The following is a 14,438-nucleotide window of genomic DNA, read 5'->3' on the forward strand; positions in this document are numbered from 1 at the left end:
ACCCGATGACCACCGGGTTGTGCACGGCGTGTCGCACGGATCAGGAGGGGTACCGGGGATGCGGGTCCCCGAAGACCGACCTCACGGAGGTTCACATGGCACCGCGCCTGCTGCCCCGGAAGGCCTGGCAGAACGGGCGGCGCTCCGCCGACCTGCGGATCCCGATCCGCTCCACCGACGCGGAGGACGCCGGCCGGCGGTTCCTCCTGCACGGCGTCCTGCCGTTGTGGGTGCTGCCGGGCCTCGCGGACTGGTGGATGCACAGGCGGACCGGCATCGAGCACACCAGCGGCGCCAAGGAGTCCGCGGTCCACGCGCTGATGATGACCGAGGCCGGGGTGCCGGTGCTCATCGGCCTGCTCGCCCGGGTCAATCCCCTGGTGCTCACCGTCATGGGCGGCGCGGCACTCGCCCACGGCGCCACCGCCGTCCACGACGTGTCCCTCGCCGTCGGCGAGCGCGAGGTCCGGCCCGTCGAGCAGCACATCCACAGCTTCCTGGAGGTGCTGCCGCTCACCGCCCTGTCGTTCACCGCCTGTCTCCACGCCGACCAGGTCCGCAGGGCCCTGCGGGGCGGACCGCACCCCGACGACTGGCGGCTGCTCCCCAAGGAACGGCCGCTGCCCGCCGCGTACCTGGCCGCGCTCGCCGCGGTGATCGTCGCCGGTGTCGCCGTGCCGTACGCCGAGGAACCGCGGTGCTGCCTGCGCACCGCGGCGCGCGAAGGGAGCCGTCCATGACCGACGCCCAGGGCGCGCCCGACCTGCGTCTCGCTGCCCCGGATCCCGGGTCGCCCGGCCCGCGCAGGCTGCCGCCCGACCGCAGCCAGGCCATCCTGGAGGCCACCAAACAGGTCGGCGCCATCCTGAAACGCGCGGGGCACAAGTTCGCCCTGGCCGGCAGCGTGGCGGTGTACGCCCACGGCGGCCCCTGCACGCTCCAGCACGACACCGACTTCTGCGTGCTGCCCGAGGACGCCGAGGCGGTGGCCGGATCGCTGCGCGAGGCCGGGCTGAGCGTGCGGGTGCCGCCGGAGGACTGGCTCATGAAGACCGTCTGCCTCGACCAGGACGTGGACATCATCTTCGAACTGGCCCGCCGGCCGGTCACCGTCGACCTGCTGGCCCGCGCGGAGGAACTCTCCGTCGACTCGGTGCACATGCCGGTCCTCTCGGCGACCGACCTGCTGGTCAGCCTGAGCACGGCCTTCTCCGAGCACCACTGCGACTTCGGCGCCGTACTGCCGGTGGCCCGCTCGCTGCGCGAGAAGGTCGACTGGGGGGAGGTGCGGCGCCGCTGCGGGGACGAACCGATGCCCGCCGCCTTCCTCTACCTCCTGGAACGCCTGAACGTCATCGACCCCGAACCGGAGCAGTGATGAACCTGCACTACCGCGTCGCCCACGTCGCCGAACGGCTGGCCGAAGGAGACTGCGGTGAGCTGGGGGTACGCGCCGAGATCCGCGGCGACACGGTCCTGCTGACGGGGACGGTCCCCTCGGCCGGCTGCCGCGAGGACATCCTCCGCGTCGCCCGTGAGGAACTCGCCGACGTACCGGTGCACTGCGACATCGTCGTCGCGGAGACCACCCCGCCCGACCACCCCGAGGAGCTGACATGACCCGGGTCGCCGCCGTCGGGGACATCCACATGGGTCCCGACAGCCAGGGCACCCTCCGCCCGGCCTTCGACACCCTGCCGGGGTGCGCCGACGTACTCCTGCTCGCCGGGGACCTCACCCGGCACGGCACACCCGAGGAGGCGCGGGTGGTCGCCCGGGAGATCAAGGACCTGGGGGTCCCGGTCGTCGCGGTCCTCGGCAACCACGACCACCACGGCGACCACCCCGACGAGATCACGGCCATCCTGCGGGACGCCGGTGCGCACGTCCTGGAGGGCGAGGCCACCGTCGTGACCCACGGTGGGCTGCGCATCGGCGTGGCCGGTACCAAGGGGTTCGGCGGCGGGTTCGTCGGCCGGTGCGCCGGGGAGTTCGGCGAGCCCGTGATGAGGGAGTTCGTACGATACTCGCGCCGGCGCGCCGACGGACTGCGCGCGGCCCTCGAAGAGCTGAGCGGGCGCGACTGCGACGTACGCATCGCACTCACCCACTTCGCCCCTGTGCCGGACACCCTGGCCGGCGAACCCCTGGAGATCTACCCGTTCCTCGGCAGCTACCTGCTCGCGGAGGCCATCGACACGGCGGGCGCCGACCTCGCCGTCCACGGACACGCGCACGCCGGTGCCGAACACGGCATGACCGACGGCGGGGTGACGGTGCGCAACGTCGCCCAGCCCGTCATCGGACGGGCCTTCCACGTCTACTCCCTGAACCCGCCGGAGTCCGGGGAGGGTTCCCGAAGCCTGGGTACCCGGTCGCCGACAGACACCTTCGAGCAGTGAGAAGGGGGCCGGTCATGGCCCAGCACGTACGCGACATCATGACCAGCGACCTGGTGACCGTCGAACCGCAGGCCTCGGTCGCCTCCGTGGCCCGGGTGATGCGGGACGAGGACGTCGGCGCGGTCCTGGTCACCGAGGAAGGGCACCTGCGGTGCCTGGTGAGCGACCGCGACCTGGTGGTGCGGGCCTTCGCCGAGGGCGCCGACCCGGACAAGACGACGATCATGCAGGCGGCCAGCACCGACCTGGTCACCGTCACTCCGGACGACAGCCTGGACCAGGCCGTCCGGCTGATGCGCGAGCACGCCGTACGGCGCCTCCCGGTCGTCGACGGGGACCGCCCCGTGGGCATCCTCGCCCTCGGCGACCTGGCGATCGAACGCGACGAGACGTCCGCCCTCGGCGACATCAGCGCCGCCCGTCCCAACACCTGAGGCCCTGGCGTCCTCAGCCGATCGGGTGCCGCCGCCCGGCCGCGCGAGTGTTTCGCGCCGGCTGGCTACCCGCCCCGCGCCCGCGCCGGGCAAGGGATGAGGCAAGCGCGGCGGCAGCCGTCGGGAGGAGCGTCGGGTGGAGCCTGAGCGAGTCGGGACGGGAGAACGGTTTGCGGAGGCGGTCGACGCCCGGCTGCCCCTCGACGACGGCGCGGGGCGACTGCTGCGCAAGGCGTTCCCCGACCACTGGTCGTTCCTGCTGGGCGAGATCGCCCTCTACAGCCTGATCGTCCTGGTGCTGACCGGCGTGTGGCTGACCTTCTTCTTCAAGCCCGAGATGGGGGAGGTCGTGTACCAGGGCCCCTACGTCCCGCTGCGCGGACAGCTCGTCTCAGGGGCCTTCGACTCCACCCTGCACATCAGCTTCGACGTCCGCGGGGGCCTGCTGATGCGGCAGGCCCACCACTGGGCCGCGCTGGTGTTCGTCGCCGCGATCGGCGTGCACCTGCTGCGGATCTTCTTCACCGGCGCCTTCCGCAGGCCCCGCGAGCTGAACTGGGTCATCGGCGTCACCCTGTTCGCGCTCGCCCTGGCCGAGGGGTTCGCCGGCTACTCCCTCCCGGACGACCTGCTCTCCGGCACCGGGCTGCGGATCGCGCAGGGCATCATGCTCTCGATCCCGGTGGCCGGCACGTACGTGGGCATGTTCGTCTTCGGCTCCGAGTTCCCCGGTCACGACATCATCCCCCGGCTGTACACCCTGCACATCCTGCTGCTGCCGGGCGCGCTGATCGCCCTGGTCACCGTCCACCTGATCCTGGTCTTCCATCTGAAGCACACCCAGTGGCGGGGACCCGGCCGCAAGAACTCCAACGTCGTCGGAAAGCCCCTGTACCCCCAGTTCTCGGCCTCCTCGATCGGCCTGTCCCTCACCGTCGCCGGGCTGCTGGTGGCGCTGTCCGGCGTCGCGCAGGTCAACCCCGTCTGGGTGTACGGCCCCTACCGACCGGACCAGGTGTCGACCGGCTCCCAGCCGGACTGGTACGTCGGCTTCCTGGAAGGCTCGCTGCGGCTCGTCCCGCCCTGGGAGACGAACATCGCCGGCCACACCCTCATGTGGAACGTCCTGCTGCCCGCCCTCGTCCTGCCGGCGCTGCTCTTCGCCGTCCTGTACGCCTACCCCTGCGTCGAGCAGCGGCTGACCGGGGAGTGGCGGCAGGAGCAGCACTTCAGCGAGCGGCCCAGGGAACGGCCGGTGCGCACCGGCCTCGGCGCGGCCGGCGTCACCTTCTACGGCGTGCTGGTCCTCGCCGGCGGCAACGACGTGGCGGCGCAGACGTTCCGGATCTCGGTGAACGCCCTGACCTGGATCTTCCGGATCTCCCTGGTCGTGGCCCCGGTCCTGGCCTTCTTCGTCACGCGCGGCCTGTGCCGCGCCCTGCTCCACGCCGAACAGGAACGCCTGGCCGAGGGCGAGGAGACCGGACAGGTGCGGCAGAACCTCGCCGGCGGCTACGAGGAGGGCCACCGGCCGGTGACGGAGTTCCGGCCGGGCGCCCCCCGGCGGCCGGTCAGTCCTCCGCCTCCGTCCCCCGGTCCACGTACTGGAACACCAGCCCGGCGACACCCCGAGCCAGAACGCCGAAGCCGATGAGGAACAGCCACAGCCCGAACACCACCCCGGTAGCCGCGACGGCGAACCCGAGCGCGGTGACGATCGGCCAGGGGCTGTGCGGCGGGAAGAACTCCAGGGGCCCGGCGGACTCCGCGATCTCCGCGTCGGTACGGTCCTGGGCGCGCGGGCCGCGGCGCACGTAGTGGGTGGCGCAGAAGAAGGAGACCACGGCGGCCATCCCGAACGCCACGATCAGCGCCGCCGTCCCCGCCGGGTCGGCGTGCGACCACACCCCGTACAGAGCGGCGGCGGCGCCGAAGAAGACGGCCACACCGCCGAAGAGCAGGGCCTCGACCTTCACCGCAGGCCCTCCCTCTCCGCCTGGCGGACGATGGCCGGGTGGTGCAGGTCGAAGGCGGGCGACTCCGACCGGATCCGGGGCAGCGCCACGAAGTTGTGCCGCGGCGGCGGGCAGCTCGTGGCCCACTCCAGGCCGCGTCCGAACCCCCACGGGTCGTCCTCCTCGACCTGCCTGCCCTGGTGGGCGGTGAGCCAGACGTTGTAGAGGAACGGCAGCGTGGAGACCCCCAGCAGGAACGCGCCCGCCGACGAGAGGGTGTTGAGCAGGGTGAACCCGTCGACAGGCAGGTAGTCGGCGTACCGGCGGGGCATGCCCTGCGCGCCGAGCCAGTGCTGCACCAGGAACGTCAGCTGGAACCCCGGGAAGAGCAGCCAGAAGTGCACCTTGCCCCAGCGCTCGTCGAGCATCTTCCCGGTGAACTTGGGCCACCAGAAGTAGAACCCGGCGAACATCGCGAACACCACCGTCCCGAACAGCACGTAGTGCAGGTGCGCCACGACGAAGTAGGAGTCGGTCACGTGGAAGTCGATCGGCGGCGACGCGAGGAGCACCCCGGTCAGCCCGCCGAGCAGGAACGTCACCAGGAAGCCCATCGACCACAGCATCGGCGTCTCGAACGAGAGCGAGCCGCCGCGCATCGTCCCGATCCACGCGAAGAACTTGATCCCGGTCGGCACGGCGATCAGGAACGACATGAGGGAGAAGAACGGCAGCAGCACCGCCCCGGTCGCGAACATGTGGTGCGCCCACACGACCGCGGACAGCATGGTGATGGAGGTCGTGGCCCCGATCATCGGCAGGTACCCGAACACCGGCTTGCGGGAGAACACCGGGATGATCTCGGTGATGATGCCGAAGAACGGCAAGGCCACGATGTACACCTCGGGATGGCCGAAGAACCAGAACAGGTGCTGCCACAGCAGCGCTCCGCCGTTGTGCGCGTCGAAGACGTGCGAGCCGAACTTCCGGTCGCACTCCAGGGCGAGCAGCGCGGCCGTCAGCACCGGGAAGGCCGGCAGCACCAGGATGGACGTGAACAGCACGTTCCAGGTGAACATCGGCATCCGGAACATCGTCATGCCCGGGGCACGCAGGCACATGACGGTGGCGAGGAAGTTCACCGCGCTGAGCGTCGTGGACACACCCGAGACCACCAGCCCCATCGTCCACAGGTCACCGCCGGCGCCGGGGGTGTAGTAGGCGCTGTTCAGCGGCGCGTAGGCGAACCAGCCGAACGCCGCCGCACCGCCGGGTACCAGGAAGCCGGAGACCACGATCAGGCCGCCGAACAGGTACATCCAGTACGACAGCGCGTTGAGCCGGGGGAACGCCAGGTCGGGGGCGCCGATCTGGAGCGGCATGACGGCGTTCGTGAACCCGGCGAACATCGGGGTCGCGAAGAGCAGCATCATGATCGTGCCGTGGATGGTGACGAACTGGTTGTAGGTCTCGTTGCTGAGGAACTGCAGCCCGGGGTGGGCCAGTTCGGCGCGCATGCCGAGCGCCAGCAGGCCCGCGAACAGGAAGAAGCAGAACGCGGTCACCATGTAGAGCCGGCCGATCACCTTGTGGTCGGTCGTGGTGGCCCAGCCCAGCAGTCGCCGGCCCAGGGGTGCCGGGGCGGTGGGCGGGGACGGCTCCTCGTCGACGTGCTGCGACAGTTCGGTCATGGTCCTCCTCAGCCGGGCCGAGCGCGAAAAGCGCCTCGCGGGTGCCCGGCCGGTCGTCCGGGAAAACCGGCACCGGCCCGCGGACACGGGGTGTCCATGGCGGCGCCGGCCGGCGCTCGACCGCGCCGCGCCTGGCCGACATGACGGACAGACGGCTTTTGTTCGGTCGGGGCGACGCTACCGGTGCCCCGACCGATGCCGGGTCCGCCACGCCTCACCCCGGGGGCATTCGATGCCGGGTGCGGGGTACTCGCCGCCCATGCGTACGACACATGAGCAATTGGCCGCCGCCGCCGGTTCGGTGGCGGGGGCGATAGCGATCGTCGTCTTCGGTGTGCTCATCACGGCCGGGCTGGTGGCGGCCGTGCGCCTGGGCATCCGGGTACGGGGACGGGAGTCCCCGACGCCCCGGCGCGAGGAGCAGCCGACGCTGCCCCCCACCGGACCGGTGCGCGAGGAGCAGTCCCTGCGCGAGCCGAACGAGGTGCCTCGGGCGTCGGGCGACGGCGACCGCCTCACCCCGCACCAACTCGGCAACGTCTCCAGCCGCCCCAGCAGCGACCAGACCCGGCCCCGATGGAATCCGGGGTCCAGCGGATCCTTCGGCAGCGGAGGCGGCGGCACCACGTGACGCGCTCCCGGTGACGATCACCCGTGGCGCCCGCGGCAGCCCACCGCGGGCGCCACAGGTGTGCGCAACGGCCCGGCCACGAGCGCGGCGAGCAGCCACGCCAAGGTCTCACGCAACGGCGACGGTGACCCGGCCGTCGGACACGGGCCACGTCAACTCCTCGGCGGGACGGGGCGGGACGGCAGCAGTGCCAGGGCCGCGGTGACGACCTCCGTGGGCCTGATCAGCAGCAGGCGGGGATCGGGGGCCGTGCCGTGCGGGTCGCCCGGCGGGCCCGGGCGCCACAGCGCCACATGGCGCGGTACACGCGGCGGGCCCCACAGCCGGGGGGAGACCGGTCCGAAGAGCGTCACGGACGCCGTGGCGTGCGCGACCGCCAGATGGGCGAGGCCCGTGTTGCCGCTGACCACCGGTGCGGCACCGGCGACCAGGGACGACAGCGCTCCGAAGGCCAGTCCGCCGCCCAGCACGTCCCGCCCGGGGACACCGGCCCCTCCGGCGACCGCCCGCACCAGCGCCTCCTCGCCGGGCCCGCCCGTGACCACCACCCGGTGACCGGCCGTCCGCAGCCGCCGGGCCACCTCGGCGAGCCGTCCGGCGGGCCAGCGGCGGGCGGCCGCGTCCGCACCGGGGTGCACCACGACCGCACCCGGAGCACCAGCCCCGGCCGGGGCTTGCGGCAGTCGCAGCCGGCCTCGGGCGGATGCGGGCAGTAGAGCCAGACGTCGACCCCGCCCAGCAGGACGTCGGTCCGGGCGTCGACACGCCGGACGTCGGCGTGACCGAGCAGGCCCCGCCCGATGCCGGACCGGTTGCTGACCACCCCGGTGGCGAGGCCGGCCCCGCGCACCAGCTCCAGGGCCTGCCGGGCGCCGGGCAGCAGCCGCACGCGGTCGGGGTCGCCGTTGCAGGGGACGTCCACGACCAGGGTGCCGTCCCGGTCGAAGAGGACCGCGGTGACGGGGCGCGCGGAGCGGGCGGGGGTCATGGTGTGCTCCGCGAGGGGGTGAGGTCGGCGGCCGTCGCGGGACCGGGGCGCAGCGGGGCGGCGCGGCGGTGGCGGATCAGACCGGTGAGCCAGTGGCGGACCGCGAGCGGAGGGATCAGCACACTGGTCGCGGCCATCGTCGCGGTCTCGCGCGCCGTGCGCGGGCCGGGCAGGACGCGGGCGAGGGCGAACTCGGCGGTGCCGGCCGCCCACAGCGCCCCGGCGACGGCCGCGGCCCGGCGCCGGCCGGCCAGCGCGAGTACGACCGAGGCCAGGGCCGTGGCCGTCACGACCGCGTGCCGGGGCAGCCGTCCGCGGGGCGCCCGGGCCCGGTCCCACCAGTCGGCGCCGTGCAGCCGGTTCATGAGGACGTCGTCCGCGTTGCCGCGCTGCGCCCGCACCGACACCCAGGGGCCCGCCGCCCGCACCGGGTGTCGGGTGACGCGCTGCCCGCGGCGCAGCGCCCACCCCGCCTCCTGGATCCGCAGCGCCAGGTCGGCGTCCTCACGGAAAGCCCGCCGGAACCGCTCGTCGAAACCGCCGACCGCGCTCAGCGCCTGCGTCCGGTACGCCATGTCGGCCGTCGCCCAGGCCGCGTTCTCCAGCCCCGCCGTGCCGCGTTCCCAGTCGGTGGGCCTGCGCCCGTCGGGCAGCGGCACGGTCAGCCGCCCCTGGACCCCGCCGGTGGCCGGTCCGGCCCCGTCGAGGTCGGCGGCCAGCCGGCGGGACCAGTCGGGCAGCACCTGCACGTCGTCGTCGAGGAAGACCGTCCACGGCGTGCCGACCGTCCGCCAGCCCGCGTTGCGGGCGGCCGCCGGGCCCCGGCCGCCGGTGCGCAGGACGCGGACCCGGTCGCGCAGGGTGCCCGCCGCGCCGAGCGGCAGCGGCGCGGCGGGGTCGGGGCGGTCGTCGACCACGACGATCTCCTCGGGAGGGTGGCCGGTGGCCGCGTCGAGCGCCCGCAGGCAGTCGGCGAGACAGGCCCGGCCGATGGTCGGGACGACCACGCTGTAGGCGGGCGCGCTCATGCGAAGGCCTCCCGGCGGCGCACCGCGAACGGGCCCAGCGCGACGGTGTCCAGGCTGGTGTTGACGACCACGGGCAGGCCCGTCCGCGCCTCGAACCCGTCGATCATCCTCGCCACCAGCGGCTCCGCGGACCGGTCCACCGTCCGGATCCGGGCCGTGCCGTCGACGTGCACGACCGCGGGGATGCGCGCCCGCCACTCCTCGGCGACGTCATGCACGAACAGCATGTACGGGCTCGGCAGCGGCCCGTCGAACAGCTCGGCGGCCCGCTCGGTCAGCACCATCGGGGCCACCGGCCGGAACTCCTCCCGCCCTTTCACGGCGTTGAGCCGCTCCAGGTTGGCCGCGTCGCCCGGGTGGGCGAGCAGCGAGCGGTGCCCGAGAGCCCGGGGGCCGTACTCGCTGCGCCCCTGGAACCAGGCCACGATGCCGTCCCGGGCCAGCCCGGCCGCCACCGTCTCGGCGATGTCGTCCGGCTCCTCGTACGGCACGGCCGCCCGCTCCAGCCACGCCCGCAGTTCGTCGTCGCTCCAGCCCCGCCCGAGCGCGGCCGTCGGCATCGGTTCCACCGTCTCCTTCTGGTGGGCGAGATGCAGGGCCGCGCCGAGCGCGGTGCCCGCGTCCCCGGCCGCCGGCCGCACCCAGGCCGTACGGAACGGACCCTCTCGGTACAGCACGGAGTTGGCGACACAGTTGAGCGCCACCCCGTCGGCCAGGGTCAGCACGTCCTGCCCGGTCCGCTCGTGCAGTGAGCGCACCAGGTGCAGCAGGACCTCCTCCGGACAGGCCTGGGCGCTGGCGGCCAGATCGGCGTGGTCGCGGGTCCAGTCGCCGCCCGCCGCCCGGGCCGGCGCCAGCGACGCCCAGGGCACGGGCCGGGCCCGGAAGCCGCCGTCGCCGTCCGCCCGGACGTACGGGCGCAACGCGTCGAGGAAGCGCCCACTGCCGTAGGAGGCCAGCGCCATCACCTTGAACTCGTCACTGCTGCGCAGGAATCCGAGGTGCTGGGTGAGGTCCTCGTAGAACAGTCGCAGCGAGTCGGGCAGCGCCTGCGCGGACAGCACCTCCAACTCCCGGTTGACATAGCGCCCGGACAGATGGGATCCGCACTCGCCCCGGCCGTCCAGCACCAGCACCGCGCAGTCCGGATAGGGCGAGGCCTGGCCGGCGGAGGCGGCGTGCGCGACATGGTGGGCGACGAAGCGCACCTTCTCCGGATCGAGACCGGGCAGCGCCTCGGCCAGGAGCCCCGGCGCCTGCCGGGCGTACTCCTGGCGCAGCCCGTCCCAGGGGTCGTCGAGGCCCAACCGGTGCGCGGGCAGGGCGAGTTCGGGATCGTACGAATAGGCGACCGCGTCCAGGTCGGCGGCGCCGAGGCCGGCCTGCTCCAGGCACCAGCGGGCGGCCTGCTCAGGCAGTTCCCACGCGGAGAAGGGCACCGGCCGTTTGCCGTGTTTGCGCCGGCTGAAGCGTTCCTCCTCCGTCGCCGCCACGATCCGGCCGTCCACCACCAGGGCGGCGGCCGGATCGTGGAAGAGAGCGTTGATTCCCAGGACGCGCATGCGGTGCCTCCGTGGCTGGTGGGTGGGGCGCGGGCGTCAGCCGCGCGGGTCCGGCGGGGCCGACGGACGGGCGGCGAAGTAGGCGATGGTCTGCTTGATGCCCTCCTCCCAGGGCGCATGCGGTGTCCAGCCGAGGAGTTCACGGGCCAGCGTGGTGTCGGGGCGGCGCCGCTGCGGATCGTCGGTGGGCCGCGCGACGAACTCGATCGGGGACGCCGAGCCGGTCAGCTCCACCACCCGCAGGGCGATCTCGTGGACGGTGATCTCGTCGGTGCCGCCGATGTTCACCGGGCGTACCGACCGGCTGGCCGCCACCCGCAGAATCCCGTCCACCGTGTCGTCGACGTAGCACAGCGAGCGGGTCTGGTTGCCGTCCCCGGCCACCGTCAGCGGCTCGCCCGCCAGCGCCTGGCACACGAAGGTGGGCACGGCACGGCCGTCCAGGGGCCCGCATCCGCGGTCCGTAGGTGTTGAACAGCCGGACGATGCCCGCGTCGGCGTCCCGGTTGCCGACGTGCGCGGTGACCAGCGCCTCGGCGAACCGTTCGGACTCGTCGTAGACGCTGCGCGGACCGACCGGGTTGACGTTGCCCCAGTAGTCCTCGCGCTGCGGATGCACCAGCGGGTCGCCGTACACCTCGGACGTCGAGGCCAGCAGGAAGCGGGCCCCGTCGCGCTCGGCGAGCCCCAGCATGTTCCGGGTGCCCAGACTGCCGACGTCCAGCGTCTCCAGGAGGTGACGCAGGCAGTCGGCGGGGGAGGCGGGGCAGGCGAAGTGCAGCACCAGGTCGTAGGGGCCGGGCAGGTCTTCGTGGACGTCGGGCGCGGACACGTCCCGCTCGACGTAACGGAAGCCGGGGCGGCCGGTCAGGTGGGCGATGTTCTCGCGGGAACCGGAGAGCAGGTTGTCGACGCGGTCGACTTCGCCCTCCGCATTCAGCAGGTGTTCACAGAGGTGGCTGCCGAGGAGACCGGCACCGCCGGTGACCACGGCCCGCCGCCAGGGCAGGGCTGAGGGCGCATCAGTCATGGAATGCCTTTCGACCGCGGTGGCGGCGCACGAGGCCACCACACCCGGACGCTGCTGGTCCTGCGCGGTGTTGAGGGCTATGTGTGAAAAGGAAGGAACACTCGTGGGGGGACGGAGAACTGACGTGCCGCTCCGGGCTGCCGCCGTTTTCCCGACGGCACTGGCTCGGGGCTCCCGGGCCAGTGGTTTTCACACGTTGGTTCCAGTATGCGTCTCTCCTCCTGTCTCGCGATTCGTGTGACGTGGCCGACGGGGGGGCACTCGGCCCGCGGCGGATCCGCATCCGGACCGCTGTGCCACGAGCGGAGGTGAAGGGCATGGGACACGGTGGAAACGTCATCGACGAGTTGGTGACCGATCACCACGAGGTGGAGGAGATCTTCGGCAAGATCGAGGCGCTGCCGCCCGGTGACAAGAAGCGCAAGATCTACGCCGACCAGGCCACGATGGAACTGGTGCGGCACTCGGTGGCCGAGGAGGCCTATCTCTATCCGGCGGTGCGCAAGCACGTCGAGGGCGGGGAGGCCCTGGCGGACAAGGAGCTCGAGGACCACGCCAAGGCCGAGCAGCTCATGAAGGACCTGGAGGGCTGCGAGGCGGACGACGCCCGGTTCGACACCCTGATGAACGCACTGATGAGCGAGATCCGCATGCATGTCGAGGACGAGGAGCGGAACCTCTTCCCGAGGCTGCGCGCGGCCTGCTCGGCGGACGCCCTGAACGAGCTGGGCGACAAGGTCAGGCAGGCGAAGAAGACGGCGCCGACCCGCCCGCACCCCGCTGCCCCCGACAAGCCGCCCGCGAACAAGATGCTGGCCCCGGGCGCCGGCCTGGTCGACCGGCTCCGCGACGCGCTGACCGGCCGCGGGAAGACCGACTGACCCTGGGCCCGCAGGCCCGACCGGCCCGTAGCCCCTTGCGCACGACTCCGGGGCCCGGCGCGCAGCACGCCGGGCCCCGGAGTCGTGCGCCCGAGTCGTGTTCAGGTCTTGAAGCTGACTGGGGGGCCTGTCCGCCGTGAGCTCCTGTGAGCAAGCACGCTTAGCATCCCAATGCCCTGGCATATCAGAACATTGGGTACGCGCCGGGCGTCGGGACGAAGCGGCGGGCCGCATCCCGGGCACCTGGTCTGCCGCCATGGCGGCGCCTGATCGACCGGGTGGAGCGGCCGCGCAGCGGAGCCGGCCCCCTTCGCCTCCGCCGGTCCCCTCCCACCTCCCGCACTGGAGACAGCGGCCTGAGGCCCGGACCACTCGCCCGGACGAGAACCCCGGGTCAGGCCCCGACGGATCGACCGGGTTCCGGCGGGCCGGCCGGGTTCCGACGGGCCGAGCGGGTGTCGGGGCCGGTCGGGTGTCGGGGCCGGTCGGGTGTCGGCGGGGCCGAGCGAGTGTCGCGGCCGGTCGGGTGTCGGCGGGCTAGCCGAGTGTGGGCGGGCCGGTGGGTTCGAGGGCTGGGGTGTATGTCGCGGGCCGGGCCGACGGGGCGGGGGTGGGCCTGAAGGCCGGGGAAGCTGCCGCGGTCGGGGCTCAGGTTCTGGCGGTGGCGTCGTCGGGGGTGAGACGTCGGTGGAGCTGGGCGGCGTGCAGTCGCGCCACCGGGGCGAGCAGGTCCGGATGGCGCAGCAGGGCCGCCGCCCGCCGGTCGTCCCCGTCGGGCACGAGCAGGCGTCGGAAGTCGACCGACCCGCCGCCCAGGTGCTCCCCGTCGGCGAGCGCGCGGACGGCGAGCCGGGCCAGCTCGGGCTCGCAGAGCAGTTCGGCCGCCCAGCTCGCCACCACCTCGTCCACCCAGCTGCGCCATGCGTCGTCCGCGTCGTCGGACGCATCCCCGCCGGTCACCCAGTCGAGCCGCGCCGAGCCACCGGGGCCCACCACCCCGACCAGGCCGGCGTCGAGCGCTGTCGGGTAGCGCAGCCAGGCCGCCACCGTCACCGCCTGCCTGGCCTGCGCCTCACAGCGCGCGGCGGCGAACGCACCCCCGTGGGCGGGGAAGGCGCCCGAGAGCCAGCGAGCCGTCGCTGCGATGAGCGGAGAGAGATCTGCGAGCACTGCCAACCGTCCGAAAACCTGAGGGGAAACCGACCGCGAACCGACAAAACGGTATCCCGCGCCGGGCCCCCCGAGATATGGGCGCAGCCCGTGGCCCTCCACACAGCGCCCCGCACCCAACGCCCCCAGCCCCTCGCCGACGGCGAGGGGCTGGGGGCGTTGCGCGGCCCTTTCTAGAGCGGGCCGCCGGTTTCACCGGGCCGGACCCGGCCGCGCCAGGCACCGCTCTCGGCGCCGCGCTGCTCGATGAACTCCTTGAAGCGGCGCAGATCGCCCTTGACCCGCCGGTCGATCAGGCCGAGCGCGTCCGCGCCCTTCTCGGCCAACCCGGAGGGCTCGACGTCCATCGTGAGCTCCACCCTGGTGCGGCCGTCGTCCAGGGACTCGAAGCGGACGGTTCCCCGCTGCTGGGTGTCACCGTCGGTGGTCCGCCAGGTGATCCGGTCGTCCGGCAGCTGGTCGACGATCTCGGTGTCGAACTCGCGCCGCACCCCACCGACGCTGGTGGTCCAGTGGTTGTGCCGGTCGTCGACCTGCCTGACCTCCTCGACGCCCTCCATGAAGTTCGGGAAGTCCTCGAACTGGGTCCACTGGTTGTAGGCGGTGTGGAGCGGGACGCCGACGTCCACTGCTTCCTTGACCGTGCTCATCTGTTCCTCCTCGTCG

At 73.0% G+C, this 14,438-nt stretch carries 15 protein-coding genes and 2 pseudogenes; 8 read left to right on the top strand and 9 right to left on the bottom strand.

Annotated elements, in window-relative coordinates; genetic code table 11:
* Positions 1–95 precede the first annotated feature (95 nt).
* From ACZ3KP_RS04645 to qcrB, 6 genes are all read left to right on the top strand, one after another.
* Positions 96–740, top strand: coding sequence for a diguanylate cyclase (locus ACZ3KP_RS04645; RefSeq protein WP_467496304.1), 645 nt, complete (start codon positions 96–98; stop codon positions 738–740).
* A complete protein-coding gene (locus ACZ3KP_RS04650) occupies positions 737–1,378 on the top strand; it encodes a nucleotidyltransferase family protein (protein WP_467496306.1) in 642 nt (213 codons plus the stop codon). Before ACZ3KP_RS04645 ends, ACZ3KP_RS04650 begins: the two co-directional genes overlap by 4 nt.
* Complete coding sequence (locus ACZ3KP_RS04655; protein WP_358980670.1) at positions 1,378–1,620, top strand: BON domain-containing protein; 243 nt, start codon at positions 1,378–1,380, stop codon at positions 1,618–1,620. Before ACZ3KP_RS04650 ends, ACZ3KP_RS04655 begins: the two co-directional genes overlap by 1 nt.
* Complete coding sequence (locus tag ACZ3KP_RS04660; protein ID WP_467496309.1) at positions 1,617–2,402, top strand: metallophosphoesterase family protein; 786 nt, start codon at positions 1,617–1,619, stop codon at positions 2,400–2,402. Before ACZ3KP_RS04655 ends, ACZ3KP_RS04660 begins: the two co-directional genes overlap by 4 nt.
* A gap of 14 nt (positions 2,403–2,416) precedes the next feature.
* Complete coding sequence (locus tag ACZ3KP_RS04665) at positions 2,417–2,836, top strand: CBS domain-containing protein (protein WP_467496311.1); 420 nt, start codon at positions 2,417–2,419, stop codon at positions 2,834–2,836.
* 136 nt (positions 2,837–2,972) lie between these two features.
* Complete coding sequence (gene qcrB / locus ACZ3KP_RS04670) at positions 2,973–4,490, top strand: cytochrome bc1 complex cytochrome b subunit (RefSeq protein WP_467496313.1); 1,518 nt, start codon at positions 2,973–2,975, stop codon at positions 4,488–4,490.
* On the opposite strand, the gene ctaF is transcribed toward qcrB, so the two are convergent.
* Positions 4,408–4,812 carry an aa3-type cytochrome oxidase subunit IV gene (gene ctaF / locus ACZ3KP_RS04675; RefSeq protein ID WP_467496315.1) on the bottom strand — a complete coding sequence of 135 codons (405 nt, stop codon included), beginning with the start codon at positions 4,810–4,812 and terminating at the stop codon, positions 4,408–4,410. The genes qcrB and ctaF overlap by 83 nt on opposite strands.
* Positions 4,809–6,482 (bottom strand): aa3-type cytochrome oxidase subunit I, encoded by a 1,674-nt coding sequence (ctaD, locus tag ACZ3KP_RS04680; RefSeq protein WP_467496317.1) that lies wholly within the window; start codon positions 6,480–6,482, stop codon positions 4,809–4,811. Before ctaD ends, ctaF begins: the two co-directional genes overlap by 4 nt.
* Before the next feature lie 259 nt (positions 6,483–6,741).
* On the opposite strand from ctaD, the gene ACZ3KP_RS04685 reads away from it, so the two are divergent.
* A complete protein-coding gene (locus ACZ3KP_RS04685; RefSeq protein WP_467496319.1) occupies positions 6,742–7,113 on the top strand; it encodes a DUF6479 family protein in 372 nt (123 codons plus the stop codon).
* A gap of 152 nt (positions 7,114–7,265) precedes the next feature.
* Here the strand turns inward: ACZ3KP_RS04685 and ACZ3KP_RS04690 are convergent, their stop codons facing one another.
* From ACZ3KP_RS04690 to ACZ3KP_RS04710, 5 genes and pseudogenes are all read right to left on the bottom strand, one after another.
* The gene (locus ACZ3KP_RS04690) at positions 7,266–7,754 is read right to left on the bottom strand and encodes a glycosyltransferase family 9 protein (RefSeq protein WP_467496321.1); all 489 of its coding nucleotides are present in this window, start codon (positions 7,752–7,754) and stop codon (positions 7,266–7,268) included.
* A 65-nt stretch (positions 7,755–7,819) separates the two neighbouring features.
* Positions 7,820–8,101, bottom strand: a pseudogene (locus tag ACZ3KP_RS04695) (HAD-IIIA family hydrolase); the annotation flags it as partial.
* Positions 8,098–9,129 (bottom strand): glycosyltransferase family 2 protein, encoded by a 1,032-nt coding sequence (locus ACZ3KP_RS04700; protein WP_467496323.1) that lies wholly within the window; start codon positions 9,127–9,129, stop codon positions 8,098–8,100. The gene ACZ3KP_RS04700 and the pseudogene ACZ3KP_RS04695, both read right to left, overlap by 4 nt.
* A complete protein-coding gene (locus ACZ3KP_RS04705; RefSeq protein WP_467496325.1) occupies positions 9,126–10,691 on the bottom strand; it encodes a carbamoyltransferase family protein in 1,566 nt (521 codons plus the stop codon). The genes ACZ3KP_RS04700 and ACZ3KP_RS04705 overlap by 4 nt, the downstream gene beginning before the upstream one ends.
* A 36-nt stretch (positions 10,692–10,727) precedes the next feature.
* A pseudogene (locus ACZ3KP_RS04710) lies at positions 10,728–11,721 on the bottom strand (NAD-dependent epimerase/dehydratase family protein).
* A 317-nt stretch (positions 11,722–12,038) separates the two neighbouring features.
* Between ACZ3KP_RS04710 and ACZ3KP_RS04715 the strand changes: the two are divergent.
* Positions 12,039–12,602 (top strand): hemerythrin domain-containing protein, encoded by a 564-nt coding sequence (locus tag ACZ3KP_RS04715; protein ID WP_467496327.1) that lies wholly within the window; start codon positions 12,039–12,041, stop codon positions 12,600–12,602.
* A 648-nt stretch (positions 12,603–13,250) separates the two neighbouring features.
* Here the strand turns inward: ACZ3KP_RS04715 and ACZ3KP_RS04720 are convergent.
* Together ACZ3KP_RS04720 and ACZ3KP_RS04725 are read right to left on the bottom strand one after the other, a co-directional pair.
* Positions 13,251–13,772, bottom strand: a complete 522-nt coding sequence (locus ACZ3KP_RS04720) for a hypothetical protein (protein WP_467496777.1) — start codon at positions 13,770–13,772, stop codon at positions 13,251–13,253.
* Positions 13,773–13,945: 173 nt separating this feature from the next.
* Positions 13,946–14,422, bottom strand: coding sequence for an SRPBCC family protein (locus ACZ3KP_RS04725; RefSeq protein WP_467496329.1), 477 nt, complete (start codon positions 14,420–14,422; stop codon positions 13,946–13,948).
* Positions 14,423–14,438 lie beyond the last annotated feature (16 nt).

The sequence above is a fragment of the Streptomyces sp. NPDC020958 genome (genome assembly GCF_055562175.1).